The sequence below is a fragment of the Rhodococcus sp. OK302 genome (assembly GCF_002245895.1).
Taxonomy (GTDB): Bacteria; Actinomycetota; Actinomycetes; order Mycobacteriales; family Mycobacteriaceae; genus Rhodococcus_F.
Window position 1 is genome coordinate 2,164,161 of sequence record NZ_NPJZ01000001.1, and the last position, 22,719, is coordinate 2,186,879.

At 61.0% G+C, this 22,719-nt stretch carries 19 protein-coding genes; 8 read left to right on the top strand and 11 right to left on the bottom strand.

Annotated elements, in window-relative coordinates; genetic code table 11:
- The first annotated feature begins 21 nt into the window (after positions 1 to 21).
- Entirely contained in the window at positions 22 to 888 is an 867-nt protein-coding gene (locus BDB13_RS10090; RefSeq protein ID WP_094271521.1) for an Fpg/Nei family DNA glycosylase, read from the top strand.
- Here BDB13_RS10090 and BDB13_RS10095 read toward each other — a convergent pair.
- A complete protein-coding gene (locus BDB13_RS10095) occupies positions 881 to 1,756 on the bottom strand; it encodes a LysR family transcriptional regulator (RefSeq protein WP_094271522.1) in 876 nt (291 codons plus the stop codon). The genes BDB13_RS10090 and BDB13_RS10095 overlap by 8 nt on opposite strands.
- A 385-nt stretch (positions 1,757 to 2,141) precedes the next feature.
- On the opposite strand from BDB13_RS10095, the gene BDB13_RS10100 reads away from it, so the two are divergent.
- From BDB13_RS10100 to BDB13_RS10115, 4 genes are all read left to right on the top strand, one after another.
- Positions 2,142 to 3,596, top strand: coding sequence for an Ig-like domain-containing protein (locus BDB13_RS10100; protein ID WP_094271523.1), 1,455 nt, complete (start codon positions 2,142 to 2,144; stop codon positions 3,594 to 3,596).
- 106 nt (positions 3,597 to 3,702) lie between these two features.
- Positions 3,703 to 5,580 (top strand): Ig-like domain-containing protein, encoded by a 1,878-nt coding sequence (locus BDB13_RS10105; protein ID WP_094271524.1) that lies wholly within the window; start codon positions 3,703 to 3,705, stop codon positions 5,578 to 5,580.
- A gap of 180 nt (positions 5,581 to 5,760) precedes the next feature.
- Positions 5,761 to 6,990, top strand: a complete 1,230-nt coding sequence (locus tag BDB13_RS10110) for an MFS transporter (RefSeq protein ID WP_094271525.1) — start codon at positions 5,761 to 5,763, stop codon at positions 6,988 to 6,990.
- Between the two features lie 113 nt (positions 6,991 to 7,103).
- The gene (locus tag BDB13_RS10115) at positions 7,104 to 8,489 is read left to right on the top strand and encodes an HNH endonuclease signature motif containing protein (protein ID WP_094271526.1); all 1,386 of its coding nucleotides are present in this window, start codon (positions 7,104 to 7,106) and stop codon (positions 8,487 to 8,489) included.
- A gap of 141 nt (positions 8,490 to 8,630) precedes the next feature.
- Here the strand turns inward: BDB13_RS10115 and BDB13_RS10120 are convergent, their stop codons facing one another.
- From BDB13_RS10120 to BDB13_RS10130, 3 genes are all read right to left on the bottom strand, one after another.
- Complete coding sequence (locus tag BDB13_RS10120) at positions 8,631 to 8,876, bottom strand: hypothetical protein (RefSeq protein WP_094271527.1); 246 nt, start codon at positions 8,874 to 8,876, stop codon at positions 8,631 to 8,633.
- Complete coding sequence (locus tag BDB13_RS10125; RefSeq protein WP_094274814.1) at positions 8,876 to 9,262, bottom strand: nuclear transport factor 2 family protein; 387 nt, start codon at positions 9,260 to 9,262, stop codon at positions 8,876 to 8,878. The genes BDB13_RS10120 and BDB13_RS10125 overlap by 1 nt, the downstream gene beginning before the upstream one ends.
- Before the next feature lie 118 nt (positions 9,263 to 9,380).
- A complete protein-coding gene (locus tag BDB13_RS10130; RefSeq protein WP_094271528.1) occupies positions 9,381 to 9,881 on the bottom strand; it encodes a flavin reductase family protein in 501 nt (166 codons plus the stop codon).
- A 225-nt stretch (positions 9,882 to 10,106) separates the two neighbouring features.
- Here BDB13_RS10130 and BDB13_RS10135 point away from each other — a divergent pair, with 225 nt between their 5' ends.
- On the top strand, positions 10,107 to 10,793 hold the full coding sequence (locus BDB13_RS10135) for a PadR family transcriptional regulator (protein ID WP_094271529.1): 687 nt from the start codon (positions 10,107 to 10,109) through the stop codon (positions 10,791 to 10,793).
- A gap of 40 nt (positions 10,794 to 10,833) precedes the next feature.
- Here the strand turns inward: BDB13_RS10135 and BDB13_RS10140 are convergent, their stop codons facing one another.
- From BDB13_RS10140 to BDB13_RS10165, 6 genes are all read right to left on the bottom strand, one after another.
- Positions 10,834 to 11,616, bottom strand: a complete 783-nt coding sequence (locus BDB13_RS10140) for an IclR family transcriptional regulator (protein WP_169636440.1) — start codon at positions 11,614 to 11,616, stop codon at positions 10,834 to 10,836.
- A gap of 179 nt (positions 11,617 to 11,795) precedes the next feature.
- On the bottom strand, positions 11,796 to 12,707 hold the full coding sequence (gene bphC / locus BDB13_RS10145) for a biphenyl-2,3-diol 1,2-dioxygenase (protein ID WP_094271530.1): 912 nt from the start codon (positions 12,705 to 12,707) through the stop codon (positions 11,796 to 11,798).
- A 16-nt stretch (positions 12,708 to 12,723) separates the two neighbouring features.
- On the bottom strand, positions 12,724 to 13,905 hold the full coding sequence (locus tag BDB13_RS10150; RefSeq protein ID WP_094271531.1) for an acyl-CoA dehydrogenase family protein: 1,182 nt from the start codon (positions 13,903 to 13,905) through the stop codon (positions 12,724 to 12,726).
- 42 nt (positions 13,906 to 13,947) lie between these two features.
- Positions 13,948 to 15,123 carry a Rieske 2Fe-2S domain-containing protein gene (locus BDB13_RS10155; RefSeq protein WP_094271532.1) on the bottom strand — a complete coding sequence of 392 codons (1,176 nt, stop codon included), beginning with the start codon at positions 15,121 to 15,123 and terminating at the stop codon, positions 13,948 to 13,950.
- A 124-nt stretch (positions 15,124 to 15,247) separates the two neighbouring features.
- A complete protein-coding gene (locus BDB13_RS10160; protein WP_094271533.1) occupies positions 15,248 to 16,435 on the bottom strand; it encodes an alpha-hydroxy acid oxidase in 1,188 nt (395 codons plus the stop codon).
- A 73-nt stretch (positions 16,436 to 16,508) separates the two neighbouring features.
- A complete protein-coding gene (locus tag BDB13_RS10165; protein WP_094271534.1) occupies positions 16,509 to 17,063 on the bottom strand; it encodes a hypothetical protein in 555 nt (184 codons plus the stop codon).
- A 347-nt stretch (positions 17,064 to 17,410) separates the two neighbouring features.
- Here BDB13_RS10165 and BDB13_RS10170 point away from each other — a divergent pair, with 347 nt between their 5' ends.
- Complete coding sequence (locus BDB13_RS10170) at positions 17,411 to 19,624, top strand: arylsulfatase (protein WP_094271535.1); 2,214 nt, start codon at positions 17,411 to 17,413, stop codon at positions 19,622 to 19,624.
- Between the two features lie 150 nt (positions 19,625 to 19,774).
- Positions 19,775 to 21,349, top strand: a complete 1,575-nt coding sequence (locus tag BDB13_RS10175; RefSeq protein WP_094274816.1) for an AMP-binding protein — start codon at positions 19,775 to 19,777, stop codon at positions 21,347 to 21,349.
- A gap of 87 nt (positions 21,350 to 21,436) precedes the next feature.
- Here the strand turns inward: BDB13_RS10175 and BDB13_RS10180 are convergent, their stop codons facing one another.
- Positions 21,437 to 22,612, bottom strand: a complete 1,176-nt coding sequence (locus BDB13_RS10180) for a nitric oxide synthase oxygenase (RefSeq protein WP_094271536.1) — start codon at positions 22,610 to 22,612, stop codon at positions 21,437 to 21,439.
- Between the last annotated feature and the right edge of the window lie 107 nt (positions 22,613 to 22,719).

Here is a 22,719-nt window from a genome sequence, read left to right on the forward strand (position 1 = left end):
CAATTCTCTTAGACTGGCCGTATGCCGGAACTGCCCGAGGTGGAAGCGCTCGCGGATTTCCTGCGCGAACACGCAAAGGGTGCAGTGGTCGGTCGGGTCGACATCGCGGCGTTGAGTGTTCTCAAGACTTTTGATCCGCCGATAACAGCCTTGTCGGGCCGCGACGTAACCGGAGCAGCAAGATTCGGGAAGCACCTCGGTGTGGATTGCGACGGGTTATGGCTCATTTCGCACCTATCGCGAGCGGGATGGATGCGCTGGCAAGACAATCCGTCGTCGACACCGCCGAAGCCCGGCAAGGGGCCGCTGGCGTTGCGGGTTCATTTCTTCACACCCGAAGGTCTCACTCCCGCCTTTGATCTCACCGAAGCCGGCACGAAAAAACGCCTCGCAGTGTGGGTGGTGGCCGACCCGTCGGAGGTTCCCGGGATTGCGCGTCTGGGGCCGGACGCGATGGTTGTGACGGAACCCGAGTTTGCGGAAGTTCTCGCCGGCACATCTGCGCGGATAAAGAACGCACTAGTCGACCAGTCTCTCCTGGCCGGCATCGGCAACGCCTATTCTGACGAGATCCTCCATACGGCGAAACTCTCTCCCTTCGCGAACTCGTCTCGTCTTACGGCAGAACAGATTACGACGCTCTACAACACAATGCGATCAGTGCTGACCGATGCGATTGCGCGGTCCGTCGGACAGGATGCCGCAAGGCTCAAGGGGGAGAAGCGATCTGGAATGCGGGTACATGCCCGCACTGGTCTGCCCTGCCCGGTCTGCGGCGACGTAGTTCGCGAGGTGTCGTTTGCCGAGCGTTCCTTTCAATACTGCGCAACGTGCCAGACAGGTGGAAAGCCCCTGGCGGATCGGCGAATGTCTCGCCTTCTCAAGTAACGAACTGGTCTGCCAGCAGTGCTACGAATTCCCTTGCCAATGAAGAGGAATGCGCTGGATCGGTAATTGCGTGGACTACCCGGTGCGGTGCGTCAGCGATAGGAATGCAGACCAATTCGGGATGTTCGACGCTCATCGACTGTGGAAGTAGTCCGACGCCTAGTCCGTTAGCAGTCAACGAGCAGATGAGATCGACGGAATTCGCTTCGTAAGTACGTCCACGTAGAACCTGAGATTCGGCAAAAGCCTGATCTGTCTGTACCCGCGCTTCGCTTCCCGACGCAAAATCCACAAGCGGTACGCCTCGGAGATCTTCGAGTCGGATGGATGCCACCGCACTGAAACGGTGACTGACGGGAACAAACGCTGCTGTCGACTCACTCCACAGCGGAACCGCAGAGAATGTCTTGGGTAGTCGGCCAGGTGCCAACCCCACTATCCCGACGTCGATCGCGCCGGATCGGACACCTTCGATGACGACTTCACTCCCGTACGGGCGCACCGTTGCATTGATGGTCGGATGTCTGTGCGTTAAAGCAGCAAGTGCCCGCCCGATATCGACGCGACCCGCAGAGGTAATCGTGCCGACGGTAAGCCGTACCTGCTCGCCACCTTCCTCGGAAACATCGCTCACCAACCGCGACACCGCACCGAGCACATCGCGGGCGCGGGCCACAAAGACCTCGCCTGCGGACGTCAGTCCGACATTGCGACTGTTTCGATGAAAAAGTTCAACGCCGAGTTCGCGTTCGAGATCCCGGATCTGCGCACTGAGTGCTGATTGTGAGATGTGCAGGCGGCTTGCGGCTCGACTGAAATGACGATCCTCGGCGACGGCCAGTGCATAGCGGATGTGGCGCAAATCCATGCGGTCGAATCTATCGGTTCAATCGATTGGTTGCTTGCATCGATCTTGTGACCTGGCAGAAACGGAAGGTATTGCGTTTAATGGATTTGGCAATTGCCGAGCGCACCCTTTGTGTGGGTGTCAATTCTGGCGTCGAGACGCGCAGATACCCTCTCAGACGATATCCAGCTAATGCTTTGCATGACTAAAGATTAGATGGAGTTGAATCAGATTGTGCAGTTCACCTGCGATTATCGTGCAGTTTTGATGGTGTTTCCGTCCCAGAAAATTGCATAGTCAATTGTCTGGTTTTTTCCCAGTAAACACGCTAATCTGGGTCGCATTGGTCCGAGTCGGACGTACGTCTTGGTTTGCGGGTCTTCGTCGGGTAGTCGAGAGGGAATAGATGTCTGAGAGAAACATCCGTCGTGTTGTCGGTGGTGTCAGCGCTTTTGCGATTGCAGCCGGACTGGCCGTGAGCTTCGGAACCGGTGTTGCCGGCGCGGCTCCCGTTTCGGTGAGCTGGACGGATGGCGGCAGCGATTTCGAACGAACCGTCAGCAATGTGACTCCGAGTGAGGGTGACATTGTCACCACCTCGATGAAGTTCATGCGCAACAAAACTCCTGTGGAGTGGCTCCAAGCGGTGAAGGATTTTCACCCAGCGTGTTTGACGTATGTGGACGGTTCGGCGAACGTCAACGGGAGTGCGTTGGGCCTCCAGAGCTCGGGTGCGGATTTCGTCCGGGTCACCGGCAACTGGGACGTCTACCCGAACATCAACCCGAAGTCGCGGACGTTCTCGTTCTCCTACAAGGTCGGTGCGGACTGCGATCGTGACGTCGCGATGAACACGTGGACGGACTACTCAGGGTCGCTTGGCAGTGGAAGTTACCCGGATCATGGAACCACGATCACGGTGCAGAAGAACAACACCACAGCGGCACTCGACACAGTGGCGCCGGGTGTGCAGGTGGGCCAGACGGTACCGCTCAAGGCGACCGTCACGGGTGGCGTGGCCGGAAATATCGTTGAGTTCTACGACGGTGCAGGCAAGATCGGTCAGGGTGCGCTCGACAGTGCAGGACTCGCGACCTTCAACTGGATACCGAATTCCAAGGGCACGCACAACCTGTCCGTGAAGTTTGTTGCCACGACGAAGGCAAATGCAGCAACTTCGGCTACTCAGTCTGTGGGAGTCGCGCAGGCCGATGCTCTGTCCGCGACCACACTTGATCCCATTGCGGGCGCGCAGGTCGGGACGTCCACCACATTGAAGGCAACGGTTTCCCCCGCTGGTGCCGGTGGGACCGTGACGTTCACGATTGCGGGTAAGCCCACCCAGGTAGCTGTCGACGGCAATGGTCAGGCCACCTATACCTGGACTCCGGCAACGTCGGGAAGTCAGACGATCACTGCAGACTTCTCCGGTCGCTCCGGTGTTAGCGGTTCCACAACCACTCAAACTGTGACCGTCGCAGATGCGCCGGTCAGCAACACAGCGTCGACAACTCTTCTCACAGTCAATGATGCACAGGTCGGAAAGTCGACGACAGTCTCGGCGCAGATTACCCCGGCCAACGCCGGTGGCACCGTCACGTTCAAGGACGGCGACACGGTTATCGGAACTGCGACGGTCGACGGTTCCGGAGTGGCGAGCATCAACTGGACTCCCTCTACAGCAGGGCAGCGCACCATCACCGCTGAATTCAGTGGCGCCGGCACGGTCAACGGTTCGGCAGACAGCTACACCGTTCAGGTTGCCGAAGCTGGAACTCCCGGTGGCGGAGACGGCGGAAATGGTGGCGGCTCAGGCAGTTTGGGCAGCCTGGGTGGTTTCACAGGTTCCTTCGGCTCGTAGTAACTGATCGGCTGTAACTCAGCATCTTTTGACGGCGCCCCGTCCCAGTCTTAGTACCGGGGCGGGGCGCCGTTCCTATCCATGCACTTTTTCAAAGGGGAAACGTATGTCCCAGAAAAACATTCGCCGCGGCATCGGTGCTGTGAGCGCATTTGCTGTCGCCGCCGGCCTTGCCGTGAGCTTCGGAACTGGTGTTGCCGACGCAGTAGTCCCGCAGACTGTGAACTGGTCGGAGGGAAACTCGTCCTTCTCTCGGACTGTCAGCAATGTCACGCCGAGTGAGGGTGAGGTAATCACCGTCTCGACGACGTTCAGGCGAACGGTCCCCGGCGTCGTGGAATACATCTACCGCGTCACGGACAAGCACCCGACTTGCCTGACGTACGTAGACAATTCAGCGAAGGTGGATGGTAGCCCGCGGGCTATCGACAGCTTTGGCGCAGATTTCGTACAGGTCAAGGGAAGCGTCATAGAATGGCCGGTATACCCGCTCATCGAACCGAAGTCGCGGACGTTCTCGTTCGACTACAAGGTTGGCGCGGGCTGCGATCGCGGCGTTGCGTTGCCAACAGGGATGACGTACAACGGAGACTTGGGTGCCGGTAACTATCCGGGACAGGGCCCGGCTGTCACGGTGGCCAAGAACGTGTCGACCACGGCGCTGGCTCCGATCGCGGCAGCACAGGTCGGTACGCCGGTGAATCTGAGTGCAACGGTGACCGGTGGCGTTGTCGGTGACACTGTCGAATTCTATGACGGTACAAACAAACTCGGTAGTGGTGTGCTCAATGCCGCGGGTGTGGCCACCTACTCGTGGACGCCCGCGACCACCGGTAGTTACAGCCTTACTGCCAAATTTTTGGCAACTACGAAAGCCTCAGAGTCCACCTCTGTGCCGCAGAACGTGACGGTGTCGGCGGCCGTTGCCCAGACGACAACGGCGATCACGGGTGTCGGTACTGCGACGACGAGTGATGTGGTGTCGTTGACGGCGACGGTTGGTCCGAATCCGGGTGGCGGCACGGTGCAGTTCAAGGACGCGAACGGCAATCTTGGTGCTCCGGTGGATGTAGATGCTTCGGGTAAGGCTGTGTTGACGCAGGCGTTTGCTGAAGGCACGCACAGCATTACGGCTGTGTTCTCCGGTTCTGCCGGGTTCGGTACGTCGACTGCTGTGGCGCATTCGTTGACGGTGTCGGCTCCGGTGGTTCCGAATGAGGAGACCACGACGGCGATCACGGGTGTCGGTACTGCGACGACGGGTGATGTGGTGTCGTTGACGGCGACGGTTGGTCCGAATCCGGGTGGTGGCACGGTGCAGTTCAAGGACGCGAACGGTAATCTTGGTGCTCCGGTGGATGTAGATGCTTCGGGTAAGGCTGTGTTGACGCAGGCGTTTGCTGAAGGCACGCACAGCATTACGGCTGTGTTCTCCGGTTCTGCCGGGTTCGGTACGTCGACTGCTGTGGCGCATTCGTTGACGGTGACGGCTCCGGTTCTGCCGGGTGACGAGGCCACGACTACGGTCCTGACCGTGCCCGCAACAGCGGTGAAGGGTGTGTCGACTGACCTGTTGGCAACGGTCTCACCGGCACCGGGTGGTGGCACAGTGCAGTTCTTCGACGGCACCACCCCGATCGGCAACCCGGTCCCGGTGGTGGACGGCAAGGCCAAGCTACCGCATACCTTCACCCAGACCGGTGATCATAAGATCACTGCAGTCTTCAGTGGGTTCACGGGTCACCAGACTTCGACGGCACCGGTTGCTACCGTCGTTGTTTCCGAGAGTGGCAGTGGCAACGGAGGGTCCGGAAGCTTGGGCGGCTCGGGCATTCTGGGTAGCCTCGGCGGTTCCGGCATTCTGGGTAGTTTGGGTGGCTCCGGAAGTCTGGGCAGCGTGGGCGGTTCCGGAAGCTTGGGTAGTTCCGGTAATGGGGCTAGCTCCACAGGATCGAACAGCGGGTACATCGCCTCTTCCTACTGATTGCCAGTAGTTCGTGCGCGCTCCGCGATAGTTCTGCGCGGCGCCCTACTTCGGTATTTGCCGGGGTAGAGCGCCGCGTTTTCTATGGTCAGCACTGCGCGGCAGATTGATCGGTTTGGTCGATTGATTATGCGGATCTATCTATTGGACGCAGAGCTGCTAGCCGTCCATGCTTGAACGATGATTTCAGGCGATACACAACCGCGGCTCGGGATGCCGGTAGTCCTGCTGATGGCGGCGGCTACCGGGCTTTGTGCCGGTGGAAACTATTTCAACCAGCCGCTGCTGGAATCCATCGCGGACCATCTGAATGTGTCCGCGTCGACAGCGGCAGTGACGGTGACCATCGCTCAGGTGGCGTACGCCCTCGGGTTGGTGCTCCTCGTTCCGGTCGGAGATATTGTCGACCGTCGCAAGCTCACGGTGGGACTCATGATGCTGGCCGCAGTCGGCCAGGCAGTGAGTGGATTCGCACCCAACTTTGCGACGCTGGCGGTGGGTATTGCTGTCGCCGGCGTGTTTTCCGTGGCAGCTCAGGTGTTGGTTCCCTTTGCTGCAGCCCTCGCTGAGCCAGAGCGTTCGGGGCAGGTGGTCGGCACAATCATGAGTGGGCTGCTGATCGGAATTCTCTTGGCGCGCAGTGTTGCCGGCCTGCTTTCCGGTCTGGGGGGCTGGTCGACGGTATACAAGGTTGCTGCAGTGCTGATGGTGGTAATGGCTGTGGCGCTCTGGCGGGTGCTGCCATCAGACGCAGGCCCTCGCGAAAAGGCAAGCTACGCGGCGACACTCCGCTCGCTCGGGCATCTGGCGAAAACGTTGCCGCGTTTACGAACTCGAGCTGCCATGGGTGGTCTCGCATTCGCCGCGGTCAGTACCGTCTTCACCACCATGGCATTTCTGTTGGCCGGGGAATACGGGTACAGCGATACTCAGATCGGCCTGGTCGGATTGCTCGGTGTGGCGGGAGCATTGATGGCGACTGTCGCAGGCCGGTTGGCTGATCGAGGAAAGACGCAACTCGCTACTGGTGGTGCCTTGGCCATTCTATTGTTGTGCTGGTTGCCTTTTGCTGTCGGTGGGACGCACTTGGCATGGTTCCTTGTTGCCTTTGTGCTTGCGGATTTGGCACTGCAAGGGGTTCATGTCAGCAACCAGAACATTGTCTACGCACTCATCCCCGCGGCGCGATCACGCGTCAATTCTGTGTACATGACCACCTACTTCATCGGTGCTGCTCTGGGATCGGCGGTGGGATCAGTTGTTTGGAATGCCTACGGGTGGTCCGGCGTGTGTGTGGCCGGGTTGACTTTCTCGGGAGCCACGGCACTGGTGTGGTTGCTTGATCGGCGGTTGGAAGACACTACCGCTTGTGAGGCTTACCCTCCGGCCATATCAGCACAACAGGCTTGAAAGTTCTGTGCTGCAACAGTACTCGATGTGCCGTGGAAATTTCCCTATCTGAAACTTGCCCTTGACTCGAATAGATGTTCGAGTATAATTGGGGGCAAGGATGGGGGGATCCGATGAGCGTCGATACCGTAGTTGCCGATGTTGTGACTGGTTCTGCTGTGAATGTGCGCGGCATGCTGTGGCGGTTGCGGCCGTGTGACGTGCGGGACGTTGCGGTCACCGCATCGGCGGAAATTCTTCGGCTGGAAGCCATTCGGGTTGCCGCGGTCGACGAGTTGGCGCTTCATCCGGACGAGTCGGTGCTGTGTTACCGCGGTGTCGGCCGCTGGCTGGCCGCCAATACGATGCTGCAGAATGCGGCCGGAAACAAGATCGCCGCCCTCGGGGTGGCCTTACGGGCATTCCCGGATATTGCGGCGCAGTTCGATGCCGGTGACCTCACCGTCGACCATGCCGCGCTGATCACCGCATTCTGCGAGTCCCCACCGAAAGGGATGCCGGACCGCGCCCTACCGCACTGCATCAAAACCCTGCTCGCCGCGGCCTCCGGGGTGGAGGCGACCACCACGAAACTGCGGTACGCCATCGCGGTCCTCGAGCGGATCTTCGAATCCGAAGACATCCCGCCCGGAGAAGACGACGACCGCAACGAACTACGCATCGCGCCGACGTTGAACGGTCGAGTGGTCATCAAAGGTGACTTCGATGCGTTGACCGGCGAAATGCTGCTTTCGGCGTTGTCGGGGTTGTCGATGCCTACCCCTGCCGCGGATGGGACTCCGGATGCGCGGTCCGCTGCCAAGCGAACGGCGGATGCGTTGACGGAGTTGATTCGCCGGTATCTCGACAATGCTGCGACGGGGGTGGACGGTGGTCAGCGTCCGCATGTGAATGTGCATGTGTCTGCGAAAGATCTTGCAGAGCATCGGGACTGCGCGTCTACCCGTGAGCCTGCTTCTGATATCAAAGATCGTGCGGCCCAAGACAATGATGTCGAGGATGCGCCGGTGTGGGGTTTCGATAATCTCGATGACTTCGACGATCTTGATGTCGGGCACATGCCGTGGATGGGCCCATTGAGTATCACCCGCACCCGGATGTTGGCGTGCGATTGCATGCTCTCGACGGTGCTCCTCGACGAACACGGCGCCCCGCTCGACGTGAGTCCACTGAAACGGTTGGTGTCGGCGGCGCAGCGGACGGCGTTGATCGCCCGAGACAAAGGATGTGCGTTCCCCTCGTGTGATGCGGTGCCGGCGTGGTGCGACGCGCACCATATCGAGCCGTGGTCGAAGGGCGGGTTGACGGTGATGGGCAACCTCACCTTGCTGTGCCGGTCCCATCACACCTTGATTCACCGCAAGGCCGGTTTTGCGGGGCAGTGGGAAATCAAGATGGGATCGGATCGTAGGCCGTGGTTTATTCCGCCGGCGGGGATCGATCCGGATCGGCGGCCGCGGCGGTCAACCCTGCGACCGGGCCCGGTGCTGCGCACGTGAATTGTGTTGCGGCAGAATCATATGCTTGCCAAAACTGCAGACAGTGTCAAGCCTCGCGTCGGAGATGCTCCGCCGCGAAGCTTGACGTGTGGCTGCTGGTGCGTAGTCCAGGACGATACCTAGTCCAGGACGATACGTAGTTCAGGACAATATGCCGGGCACCGGGTAGCTGCGCTCGCTCATTTCAACGGCGCCGGCGTCGGCAAGATCGTTGATGGTGTCACGCAATGCCGAGCACGACCGCTGGGAGAAGGGCTGATCCGACGCGCGGGCGAGTTCCGGGCAGACCTGCGCGGACTCCTCGAGCCACTGCACGCTCGTGTGCTCATTGCTGTACTTCTCGACAAGCACCCGATTTCCGCAATTGCGGCAACTGACCTGGCGCATCAGCGTGAGATCATGTCGGACGGCGCCCAGAATGCACGCATGCTGGTGATCTTCGCGTCCTCGTCGAACGTCATCACGTCGATCGGTGCGATTTCGTAGATCTTGTCGCCCACCGGGGTGACCACGCGGAAATGGAAGGCCGCGCTGGAACCACTGACTCGCAGGGTCAGCAGTTCGATCTCCTGGGTCCGGCCTTCGAGTGCGCCGTAGAACTCGGTAATCGCTGCCTTGCCGCTGCGAGGTTCGCTGCCCACCGGATCCTCGAGCGTCCCGTTCTCGGCGTACAGAGCAGCGATGTCCGCAGTGGCTCCGCGGGAAACTGCGTCGAGGTACGCGGTCACGGTCGCGGTGATCGCAGCAGTGGTGTCAGGTTCGAGAGTGGTCATCGACGTAATCCGATCAGTTGTGTACCGGTGAAGTCGGTTTCGCACCGACTTCACCGCACGCTATCGCTATCGACCTGATCGATTACCCTGATCTCCCACGCAGCGGGACACGCGAGGACTACGCGTCGAAGCGACCGAATCCGCCGCGGTAGAAGAGCAGCGGTCCGTCGTGTCGAATGACGGTGAGATCGGTGACGCGCGCGACGACGATGGTGTGATCGCCGGCGTCGTGCTCGTTTTCGATGGTGGCCTCGATGCGGGCCAGTGCGCCGGCCAGCGCCGGTGCACCGTTGATGCCGGCTTCCCACTCGATGCCGCTGAACTTGTCACTGCCGCCGCGGGCGAAGGCTGCGCACATGTCCTGCTGATCGTGAGCGAGAACGTTGATGCAGATGGTTCCGGCTTCGCGGAGTTTCGGCCAACTCGTCGACGTCTTGGCCGGGCAGAAGGACAGCAGCGGGGGATCAAGTGAAACGGAGACCAGGGACTGGCATGTGAACCCGAGCGGGGACTGACCGTCATGGGCGGTGATAACCGTGACGCCGGTGCAGAAGTTGCTCATCACGTCGCGCATGGTGCGCCCGTCCAGCGCCGGGGGTGCGGCATTTTCTACGGACATGTTGTCTCCTCGATCAAAGCTCTACAAACGGTTGATCACTACGATGTGGGGCGTAATCGTTGTAATCCAGCGACAGTCCCACTCACTGGCAGTGATGAACGTCTACTCGCCGATCGGGTGCGCTCGGGGCCCCATACCTGTTGTTCCTGTTCGAAGCTCCCGCTCAGTGGGCACTTTCGTATCCGTGACCTCGGCAAATGCACAGGGATTGTTAGACTTCCTCTCATGTCCGAACCCGAAGATGTGTCCAGAGGACTACCGGCAACCAGCTGGGCGGTCCTCGGGATGCTCACGTTCGGAGAAGAGCTGACAGGCAACGACCTGAAGAAATGGGCCGACTGGAGCGTCGGCTTCTTCTACTGGAGTCCGTCGATCAGCCAGGTGTACGCCGAGCTCAAGAAACTCGAGGCCATCGGCTTCGTGGAGTCGCGGGTCGTATCCGAACCCGGGGTGCGGGGCCGACGCCTCTACGCGATCACCGAACGTGGAACAGACGCGCTTCGAACGTGGTCGCGAGATGCGCCCGTCGAGGTTCCCGTGCTCAAGCACGGAGTCATGCTGCGTCTGTGGATGGGGCACCTCAATGACCCGGAACGGCTCAAGGCGCTCGTCGCTGCTCACATCGCCAACGTCGAACTGCAGCTCCGGCGGGCCGAACTTCACGCCGATCACACGGACGATGAACCGGCGTGGTCGTTTCCGCGCATGACGTTGCGGTGGTCGGTGCGATACTTCCGTGCCGAAATCGAGCTTGCCCGTGAACTATTCGACGAGATCGACAATGCGTCGGCGGAGTTTGCGAAAGTGGCCGATCACGACCAGTTCGGGTCGCCGTTGCCGATCTCGCCCGGCCGATGGAAGAACGTCGAGGCACACGTTCACTCACTCGCTCAGGACAATAGCGATATCTGAAACCGCCACGGCATCCAATTACTCGCGGTAGCCGGTCATTTCACGCTCCGGCTGCCGTGGGCAGGTTGCGCAGCATCTGACGACGCTGCAAAGTCGGTGTGACAGTGAGGGCTCCGCCGTCGATTGCACGCCAGATGGCAGCGGCAGCCATGCGGACCGGAGCGGCGCTGATGTGATCATTGCGAAGAGCCTTCGACGGGCCGCAGATCGAGACAGCTGCGACGGCGCGGCCGACGGGCCCGATCGGCACTGCCAAACAGCTGAATCCGGCAAGCCCGCTTCCGCTTTCGAAGGCGACGCCGGCATCCCGGATCCGGGCGCGGTGGCTCTGGGGTGCGGGATGCGAGGACTCGAATGCAAGCAGTGCCTGCCCGAGTGCGGTCAGAGCTGCGGGACGACGTTCGCCGACGCGGGTCGGGACTGCGGCACCGAGTCGTCCACCGATCTTCTCGAGGTACACCACATCAGGCCCGTCGAGGATGCCGAGATGAACTACAAATCCTGTGACGCGATACAGCTCGTGGAGGAGGGGCATGGCGGCGCTGTGCAGACGATCCTGGTGAACGGCGAGTGATCCCAGTTCGACCAAGCGCATCCCGAGTTCGTAGTCGCGGCCCTCGCGTCGCAGCCAGCGCATCGACACAAGACGCTCCAGTAGGCGATGCGCGGAAGATCGAGGTAGTCCGGTGCGTCGAACAATCTGGGCGAGGGTCAACCGGCCGGGTCCCTCGAAGGCGTCGAGGACGACCGAGACGCGATCGAGAACGGCCGTTGGTGCAGAGTCGCTCTCCAGCGTGTCCACGGACTGCAGTGTCATCGTCATCGTGTGCCTCACTCCTCGTGGATTGAATCCAGCGAACTGGCTATTTCAATTAGGAATAGTGTCATAGAGTTCGCGGTTTGTGAAGTGAATCACCGAAGATCCTCAGATGTGGTGGCTGCCGAACGCAGAAAGGGCTTGCGCGAATTTCTCGCGCAAGCCCTTTCTGTACTGCGGAACGCCTACATGGCAGCTAGCGGTTCGCTGCCCGACCAGTCATGGCCCCAGTAGCTGTCTGCCGTGATCTCCTCGGCGGAGTACGAATCCTGATCGACCGTCATACCGTCGGTGCCGAACTCGATGTCCCAGCCGCCGGGAGCGCGGACGTAGAACGAGACCATCTTGTCGTTGGTGTGTCGGCCCAGAGTGGAGGACACCGAGAAACCGTCCTTGACTACTCGGTCCAGGGCCTGGCCGACGGCATCGAGGGTATCGACCTCGACCATGATGTGAACCAGACCCGGTGCGCCGCCGTGCGGGGCGGGGCACAGCGCCAAACTGTGGTGACGCTCGTTGACGCCCATGAAACGAACACGCATCGGACCGTATTCCGGCGGCGCGGGAATGCGGAAGGCGCCGCGCGGATAGAAGCCGAGAACCTCGGTGTAGAAGTCGAAGCTTGCGGCGCTGTCCATGACCGGAAGCACCACATGGCCGAGACCCTGTGCGCCGGTGACAAATCGAGCACCGAACGGTGTCACGACGGGGCTGTGGTCGAGAACTGCACCGTGGAAGATCTCGATGGTGGCGCCGCCGGGATCGGTGAAGGTGACTACCTCTTCGACTCGTCGTGCATCGGCTTCTGCGAGGGAAAGCTGTTCGACGGCAGTGCCGAACTTCTCCAGAGCAGCCTGTACGCGTCGCAGCGCCGCGTGGTCGGCGACCTCCCAGCCGATGCTGACGATCTCGTCGCGCTCACCCTCGACGATGACGATGCGGGCAGCGCGCTCGTCGAGGCGCAAGTACAGTGCGTTCTCGTCCGGTCCACTGCCCTTGGCGAAGCCCAGGACGTCGAAAGCGAAAGTGCGCCAGCGTGCCATGTCATTGGTCGAGATCTTGACGTAGCCAAGTCCCTTGATATCGGTGTGTGTCATCGTGTGTGTCTCCTGGTCAGATCATGGCCCGCAGCGGACCCTGCGGGTCGGCGCCGAGGCGGCTCAGTGAGGCAGCGTGAAATACGGTGCCGGGGACGTGAATTGCGTGGTGCTGGCCGGCATGGGCGTCGCGCCAGAAGCGCTGCAGTGGCTTGTCCATGCGCAGCGCGTTTCCGCCGCAACGGGGGTAGACCTGATCGATGGCATTGATGGCGCGCCAGGCGGCCTGAACCTGAGTCTGGCGTCCTTCGGCGCGCTGCTCGAACGTCACTTCCTTGCCGGCGTCCACGCGATCCCACATGCGGTCCACGTTGGCCAGCAAGGTGTCTCGCGCAGCGCGGATATCGGCAGTGGCCTGGCCGATGGCGAACAGCGTGTACGGGTCATCCTTGATTGCGGTGCCCTGGGCATTGATGCGATCAGCCTGATATTCGTTGGCGTGGAACAGCATTCCCTCGCAGATGCCGATGGTCGCGGCGGTGATGCCGAGGGGGAACATGTTCGACCACGGCATCAGGTACAGCGTTTCGGTGCGTCCGTACTTGCGGACGGCCGTACCGTCGATGACCTCGTCACAATCCATCACGCGGTAGTCGGGGACGTAAGCATCCTTGACCACAAGGTCTTTCGAGCCCGTGCCGCGCAGACCCATGACATCCCACGAGTCTTCGATGATCTGGTAGTCGGTGCGCGGAATGATCACGTGCAGCATGCGGGGCGGCATCTCCATGTTGCCGTCCTTGTCGGCGGCCATGGCGCCCAGGAATGCCCAATCACAGTGATCGGTGCCGGACGAGAACTGCCAGCGGCCGGAGAACTTGTAGCCACCATCGGTGGGGATGCACAATCCGCCGGGCATGTAGGGCGACGCCATCCAGGTATCCGGGTCGGATCCCCAGATTTCCTGCTGCACCTTCGGATCGGCAAATGCCAACTGCCACGGGTGAACTCCGACGATTCCGTGGACCCATCCTGCCGACGGATTCAGTGATGCCGTCCGCATCACCGTTTCGGCGAACTCACGCGGATGCGCTTCCATTCCGCCGTATTCCTTGGGCTGCAGCATCCGGATGGATCCGGCTGCCTTCATCTTCTTGGCAGTGTCGTCCGCCAAGCGGCCCAGCTTCTCGGCTTCGACGCCCTCCGCGAAGAGGTCGTCGGCCATCAAGTTGACCTGTTCGAGTACTTCGTACGTCATCTGTGTCCCTGTGTCTTTCGCTGGATCAAGAGAGTGGTTGGATCAGGAATTCGACTCGAGCGCCAGAGCTTCGCGTGCCGCGACGTTCTCCTCGACCTGCTTCCGCCAATTCGCAACTGCCCGGGTGGTGTCGATCTCGAACTCGAAACGCTTCGTCATGTCGTCGGTGACGTCTTCGATGTCGGTGTAGAACTGGCTGTACCAGCGACGCATCTGATAAACGGGGCCGTCCTCCTCGGAGAGCAGCGGATTGTCGATGGGGGCCTTGTTCTTCCAGATCTCCACGTCCTGAAGGAATCCGCCTTCGATTCCGTCGGTGAACTGCGCAGCCATGTCGGCGGCTTCCTCGTCGCTCATGCCTGGCATCTTCTTGACCATCGCGCCGTACTGCAGCACAAACGCATTGTTCGAGATCGGGTAGTGGCAGTTGATCAAGACCGTCTCCACGACCCCTCCGTCGACTTCCTGCTTGATCCAGTCGATCATGTACGACGGACCGAAATAGGAGGCGTCCGAACGAAGTACAGCATTGGGATCGGCGTAGCTGGTACCCATGTCCTGGACGTCCTCGCGTCCCACCGATTCCATGTACTGGCTGGCGATGTGGCCTTCGAAGATGTTCTTGAAGTATCTCGGGAAGGAGAAGTGGACGTAGAAGAAGTGGGCCATGTCCACCACGTTGTCGACGATCTCGCGGCAATGCGATCCCTCGATGGAGAGGGTGTTCCAACTCCAGTCGGACCATTCGCCATCCCCGAAACCCTCGATATCGGGGATCGTGACCTCAGCGGGTGGGGGATTTCCCTGCGGATCGTTCCAGACGAACAACTGGCCGTTCTTCTCGAGCGTCGTCCAGGCGCGGGTCTTCGCCAGTGGCGGAACACGTCGTGCGTACGGAATGTCCGTGCACTTTCCGTTGCCGCCCCAACGCCAGTCGTGGAACGGACACGCAATCGAATTGCCCTTGACCGTGCCCTGCGCGAGATTGCCACCCATATGGCGGCAATAGGCGTCGAGGATCTTGATATCGCCCTTCGAATCGGCGAACACGACCAAGCTGGTGCCGAAAATGTCGATCTGATGCGGCTTACCGTCGCGGTACGTCCTACTGAGCCCGAGGCAATGCCACCCCCGCGCGAATCGTTCTGGGGCGGCGGCCGCTTCGATTTCTCGAATTTCTTCGTCCGCTGTCGTGGGTGAGTCCGTGCCGAGTGACATGTCTTCCTCCGAGCCGCGCCTGACGACGCTTCAGTAATGTGATCCATCACATAGAAGCGTCAGGGCGTAGCTGCGGATACGGGTTCTCCCGCTGGATGGAACGATGGTGCTCTGGTGCGGTATTTCAGGTGCGTCGGAGAACATGTGAGCGGTCGAGTTCGGCGATGCCACTCAGCCCCATGAGGGTCAAAGTCCGGGAGATCTCCTCCCGGAAGATCTCGAGAACATGCGCGACACCGTCTTCGCCGCCGGCTGCCAATCCGTAGACGTACGGGCGGCCGATGCCGACGGCGCTCGCTCCCAGGGCAAGCGCTTTCACTACGTCGCTGCCACGTCGAATTCCGCCGTCGAGGTATACCGGAACTCCGTTGGCGCCGCCCACCCGATCGACCACCGCCGGCAGCGCTTCGATGCTCGACAGCGCGCCGTCAAGTTGTCGCCCACCGTGATTCGACACCACGATGCCGTCGGCGCCCAATCGAACCGCCGTTGCGGCGTCGTCGGGATCGAGAATGCCTTTGACGTACATCGGACCGTCCCAGAGGTCGCGGATTTTCTCTAGATCACTCCAGCAGAGTTCCGGACGGAGAAGGCTCACCTGTTTTTTCGCCGACCGCACTGCGGCGGCTGCGCCCCGTTCGTCGACGAGCATGCGAGACGAGATCCGCTGGTGCTTCAGGAAGTTGTAGGCCCACTGCGGTTTGCGGGCCGCATCGAGCATTCGCGACGGTGAGAGTGTGGGCGGAATTCCCATGCCGCGCTTACGTTCCCCTTCCCGATTCCCGGGTACGGGTACGTCCACGGTGACAAACAGTGCGCTGTACCCGGCTGCGGCGGCGCGGTCGACGAACTTCTTGGCCAACGATTCTCCGGTGCCGGCATTGGTCCACGGGTAGAGCTGGAAGAAATGGTCTTCGGATGTGGCGTCCGCGATCTCCTCGACGGTGTAACTCGACGCGGTGGAGATCACTGCGCGAGTGCCCACACGTTCCGCTGCCCGAGCTGCAGCGCGCTCCCCGGTCCAATGGACGAGACCGGTCATTCCGGTGGGGGACAGGAAGACTGGTAGGTCCAGCGCCGTGTTCCCGACCTTGATAGCGAGCCCCCGGCCGTCATTTCCCGTCAGTACCCGTGAACGAAGTGACCACTTGTCGAAATCGTCGACGTTGGCTCGCATCGTCACGTGGTCTTCGGCGCCGCCGTCGACGTATGCCCAGATCATTCCGGGAAGCGCACGACGCGCACGTTCTCGGTAGTCGGCGACGGTGATCGGTGACGACTGTGAGGACATGCTGAACTTGATCGCAGACATGGTGACACTTAATCATCGAGGTATCGGCTGGTGAAGGCATCTTCCCGTCTGATGGAATGCCGGCCGAGGCAGACTACGCTGCAGCCTCCGTCACTGTTGCCCAGGCCCGAGCGGCGACAGTCCCGTTGGAATCGGTTGCCGTCACAATGACGTCGGAAACGCGCTCGGCGTCCTTCTGATACTGGGCGATCGGGGTGCAGGTATAGGTGAGGCTTGTGCTGTCGGCTTCCGACACGAAGATCCGGGTCCGGAATCGTCTGATGCTCTCCACGCCGAATTCGGTTGCGGCGTAGGCGGCCAGAGCGGACGAGTTTTTGTCGGAGACGGAACTGGGCGCGGAGCCGTCGACGATTCCCGATACGAATACTTCGGCAACCAGGTGTCCGTACATGTCGCGGTACTCGGTTGTACGGGCGATCCGCGAAGTACTGCTGTCGGCCACCGGGAGTTGTTCGAGGACGCGAATATTGCCGACAACGGTGTCCGCGGGGTTGGGCGGGCCGAAGAACACGACGTCCTGTTCGTCTATCGACGCGTCGTTCAATCCGGCGGATGCGTCGTAGAGGGCCGAAAATGTCGGCAGCACCGCGTGCGCCAAGGGATTCTCGTCGACAAGCATTGCAGTCACGATAACCTCCGTTTCCCACGGCCGGAGTCGGCCGTTCGAGTGGGTAAGGGCAACGCTAACGAGGCTGGCGTCAGTAGCATCCGCCGCTCCCGCTGATTGGGAGTTCGCGGGGGGAGTCTGCTCGGATGCCGCGCTGACCAGGCATCGAACGACGTGCCGGTTTCAGTAGGCGGGACCAGGTTGCCATCGGCGCCGACGACGGTTGTTCGGTGGGATCCGGTGTTCCACCACACGGGAGCTTATCTGTCGACAAGGCGCGCACACCGAATAATGTCGCCTGGAAATAGAGCGGATGTACTGCTGAGCCCCGACACAGTATTCAACGGTCGGAACTGAAAGGTATTCCTATGACGAGTAAATCCCCCAACGTGCTGATCGTATTGGTTGACGACATGGGGTTCGGAGCCAGTTCTCCGTTCGGAGGTCCGATCGACATGCCCACGGCGCAGCGGCTGGCCGATAATGGGTTGAAGTACAACAGATTTCACACAACAGCACTGTGTTCGCCGACCCGGGCCTCATTGCTGACAGGTCGCAATCCTCACGCTGTGGGATTTGGTACGGTCACCAACTTCGAGAGCACCGATCCGGGCTACAACTGCGTGCGTCCCGACAGCGCCGCAACACTTGCGATGACGCTGCGCGCGAATGGTTACAACACAGCCGCTTTCGGCAAATGGCACCAGACACCTGGCGTCGAGACCGGGCCGGCGGGGCCGTTCGATCGCTGGCCGACGGGCGAAGGATTCGAGCACTTCTACGGATTTCTCGGCGGTTCGACGGATCAGTACTATCCGGCCCTCTACGACGGCATCACGCCCGTCGATGCTCCCGGTACGCCTGACGACGGTTATCACCTCTCCGAAGACTTGGCAGATCGCCTCGTCGACTGGGTGCGGCACCAACAGGCTGTGGCGCCGGAGAAGCCGTTCTTCACGTATCTTGCTCTCGGAGCTACTCATTCACCGCTCCAAGTTCCTCAGCAGTGGCGTGACAAATATGCCGGGAAGTTCGCGCACGGCTGGAATCGTCAGCGCGACATCACCTTGGCGCGTCAGCACGAACTGGGCGTCGTCCCGACAGACGGGGAGATGACAGCCTGGCTCGACTTCATCCCGGAATGGGACTCGATGAGTGAAGAAGATCGCCTCGCTGCCGAACTTCTCATGGAGTTGTACGCCGGTTTCGCCGAGCACACCGACGCTCAGGTCGGCCGGGTGATCGACGCTCTCGGGGACATGGGCGCACTCGACGACACCCTGGTGTTCTACATACTCGGCGACAACGGTGCCGCCGGTGAAGGCGGAATGCTCGGCACCGCCAACGAGGGAATCCTCTTCAACGGCCTTCAGGACACATCTGCGCGCATCATCGAAAAGCGTGCAGAATTGGGCGGACCGACTACCGCCCCGCAGTATCCGATCGGTTGGGCGCTCGCGATGGATACGCCGTATCAGTGGGTGAAGCAGGTCGCGTCGCACTACGGCGGTACCCGCAACCCGTTGATCGTCCACTGGCCGTCGGGAATCGAATCGGGCGGCGAGATCCGTGAACAGTGGCACTTCGTGTCCGACATCGTGCCAACTGTTCTGGATGCAGCCGGGATCCCCGAACCCGAGATCGTGGGCGGGGTGACGCAGCAGCCGATGGACGGCGTGTCGATGCGCTACAGCTTCGACGATGCCGCCGAACCGGACCGTCGGACCACACAGTACTTCGAGATATTCGGCAACCGCGGTATCTATCACGAAGGTTGGGTGGCGTGCACGGCTCACCGCGTCCCGATGCAGCCGGCGACCGGCGACCGGCCGTTCGAGGACGATATGTGGGAGCTGTACGACACGAACACGGACTGGACGGAAGCCGCCGATCTGGCTCGGTCGCGTCCGGAGAAGCTTGCCGAACTGCAGGCAGAGTTCGAGCGGGAAGCAACTCGCAATCAGGTGCTACTCGACAACACCCGGATGAAGAGGTTGCGAAAAGGCGTCGACGCCAAGGTGCGGAGCTCGGTCACCTATCCCGGGACGATGCCACCGCTACTGCCGGACGCGTCGCCAAAGTTGTTCAACCGTTCGCACGCGATCACGGCCGATGTCGACTTGACGGAGTCCGGGCGAACCGGCGTCGTCGTCGCGCAGGGTGCGCGTGCGGACGGCGGGTGGAGTCTGTACCTGCACGACGGTTGTCTGACCTATTGCAACAACGTTTCCGACCTGTACGTGCAGCATGTTCGCAGCAGTCGGGTGATCGAGCCAGGTACCCGTGAACTTCGAATGGAGCTGCATTACGACGGCGACGAGTTGGGAATGGGCGCGCGGATCGTGCTGCTGGTGGACGGCGATGTTGTCGGGTCGGATCGAATCGAACGAACGACGCCGTTCTACATCGGAGGCACCGGTCTACTGACGATCGGACGATGCCACGGCATCTCGATCAGTTCCGACTACACGGATGCGGATCGATTTGTCGGCACGGTGCGATCCGTACGCGTCGATCTCGACGATGTGCCGGCGCGGGAAACTGAGGCGGACCTCGCCCGCGTCGCATTCGCTGTGCAGTAGGGACCTGTGCGCCTTTTTGGTAGTTGGACCTACCGAAAAGGCGCACAGGGGGCGAAGCCCCCTGTGGAACCTGTTCCAGTTGTGTGCAATTCTGATTACCAAATGCGTGACTGGCACCACATCTCACCGCGCCGAGCCGAAGGAATCCAGATGACAGACGAGTACGCTGACCTGCACCGACCGGTCTACGGTCCGGACCTGCTTATCACTGCCCTGGAAATGAACCACGACAAGCCTGCGCTCTACATCGGCGATGTCGTGCTGACAGGCGGCGAGATGCGAGATCAGATCAGTTGCTTCGCGCAGGCGCTCGCATCGCTCGGAATCACCCAGGGCACCAGCACCGCGATGTTGTCCAAGAACCGCCCCGAGGTTCTCATCAGCATGGGTGCCACGATGATCACCGGTTGCCGAGCGACTGCCCTCAACCCGATGGGCTCGCTCGACGACCACACGTACATCGTCGACGACGCCGAGATCGAAACGCTCATCTTCGACTCCAACAATTTCGAGGCTCGGGCGGCCGAACTGAAGGCGTCGTCGCCTTCGATCACCCGATTCCTGTCGATGGGCCCGTCCGAAGTAGGCATCGATATTCTCGCTCTGGCAGCGACTTTCGAGCCCGCACCGCTCAAGGCTGCGCATGTCGACGCCGAAGGCCCCAGCAGCATGGTCTACACCGGCGGCACCACGGGCAAGCCCAAAGGCGTCATGGGAACGTTCCGTTCCGGCGCGGCGCTCAACCAGATCCAGATGTCGGAATGGCAGTGGCCTGAGGAAAATCGTTTCCTCATCTGCACCCCGCTTTCGCATGCCGGTGCAGCGTTCTTCACGCCCACCCTCCTGCGCGGCGGCGCACTGATCGTCCTCCCGGCCTTCGAGCCCGGTGCAGTTCTGGAAGCGATCGAGAAGTACAAGATCACCGCAACCATGTTGGTGCCCACCATGATCTACATGCTCATGGATCACCCGGATCTCGAAAAGCGTGACGTCTCCAGCCTGCAGACGATGTTCTACGGTGCATCTGCGATGTCGCCGGCGCGCTTGCAGGAAGGCATCAAGAAGTTCGGTCAGATCTTCTTCCAGTTCTACGGCCAGAGTGAGTGCGGCATGACCATCTCGGTGCTGCGCAAGGAAGAGCACCTCGTCGACGATCCGGAGCGCCTCGCCACCTGTGGCCGTGCGGTGCCGTGGCTCGACGTGCGACTCCTCGACGACGACCTCAACGAGGTGCCGCAGGGTGAACTCGGTGAGATCTGCGTTCGTGGTCCCCTCGTCATGAAGGGGTACTGGAAGAAGCCCGCCGAGACAGCCGAAGCCTTCCGTGGCGGTTGGTTGCACACGGGCGATATTGCGCGGAAGGACAAGGACGGCTTCATGTCCATCGTCGACCGCAAGAAGGACATGATCGTCACCGGCGGATTCAACGTCTTCCCCCGCGAGATCGAGGACGTCATCTCGGCGCACCCGTCCGTCGCTTCCGTGGCCGTAGTCGGCGTGCCCGACGAGAAGTGGGGCGAAGCCGTCAAAGCGTGCGTCGTCCTTCGCGCTGGTCTGACCGTGGAGACCGAAGAGTTGGTGGAACGGGTCAAGGCAGCAAAGGGTTCCGTTCACGCACCCAAGAGCATCGACTTCGTGGACAGCCTGCCGCTCACTCCGCTGGGCAAACTCGACAAGAAGGCACTGCGCGCGCATTACTGGGAGGCCCAGGCCCGCGCGGTCTAAGGGTTCGAGCTAGCACCCTTTCCTGACAGTGAGCACCCCTTGCAGCCTGCGGCAAGGGGTGCTCACTGCGTAGTGGGGGTGCTCACTTCAGCCGGTGATCGGGCACACGCCCTTCTTCGCTTTGGTTACGAAGTTGGGGCGGATGTCGAGATCGGGCTCGTCGTACAGGCGATGGAACGTCGGAGTAAGTGAGCTGGACATCGGTGGATTGACCCACGACCAGTCCGTCGGGCAGGTGCGGCCGGCTTTGTCCTCGCGGGCGATGTGATCGATGAATTGTTTTGCGACAGTGTGATGGTCGACCATGATGACGCCGGCCTTGCGGTAGCTGTGGATAACTGCGCGGTTCAATTCGACCAGCGCGCGGTCCTTCCACAGGGTGCGATCGGTGCTCATGTCGAGCCCCAAATGCTGTGCGACGGTAGGCAGCATGTTGTAGCGATCAGTATCGCTGAAGTTGCGGGCGCCCACTTCGGTACTGACGTACCAGCCGCTGAACGGGGTACACGGGTAGCGGATTCCGCCGATATCGAGGTCCATGTCCGCTACAGCGGGAACGGCGTGCCATTTGAGGCCCAGGTCAGCGAACCACGGATAGTCGGGATGCTCGATATCGACTTCGAGAACCACATCGGTGGGTACGTCGAAGTACTGGAGCGGCTCGTCGGGAACCGAAATCAGAACTGGGAGAACGTCGAACGGAGTTCCGGCACCCTTCCAACCCATGGCGGTAACCTGAGCAGTCAGATCGACATGCCACGGATCACCCAGAATTGTGCCGTCGTCACGAAGGTATCCGGCATAGCGGATCAGTTGCGGACTGAGAATGCGGTACTCCTGGCCGTCTTCGCGCGGCAGTGGGCCGACGGTGACCACCGACTGCAGAGCGCCCCCGTTCGTCGAGACACGCAGGTGCTCCCAGCATGCTTCGGCCAGAGCAGCTGCCGTCACAGCGCCCCGGGCGTCGAGCAGCTTGAGGGTGCGCCAATGTGCGCGTCCGACGCATCGCGCATGATTCCGCCACGCAAGTTTTGCGCCGATAAGAATCTCCTCGGCGGTCTGTCGGTACGTTCCGGTTCGATGTAGCTCGCGCAGCACGTCACGCCGACGCGATGTCGGAAGGTGACTCAGCTCCGGTGAATCGAAGAACTCCACACATTCGAGCTCTCGTCGTTGCAGGTCGGTCAGCACCGGTGGAGATGAAACGAGTGGCGAAGCGGGCGTGCTACCTATTGGCAACTCGTCCTGTCGAACAAAATCCACGGCACGACTCCTGTTTGACTGGTTGGGATTTCGCTGGACGGTAGCTCAACGGTCGAGCGTGTCGAAACCCATGCTTATTTTGCACGCCGGATCGAAAAAGGGACGGT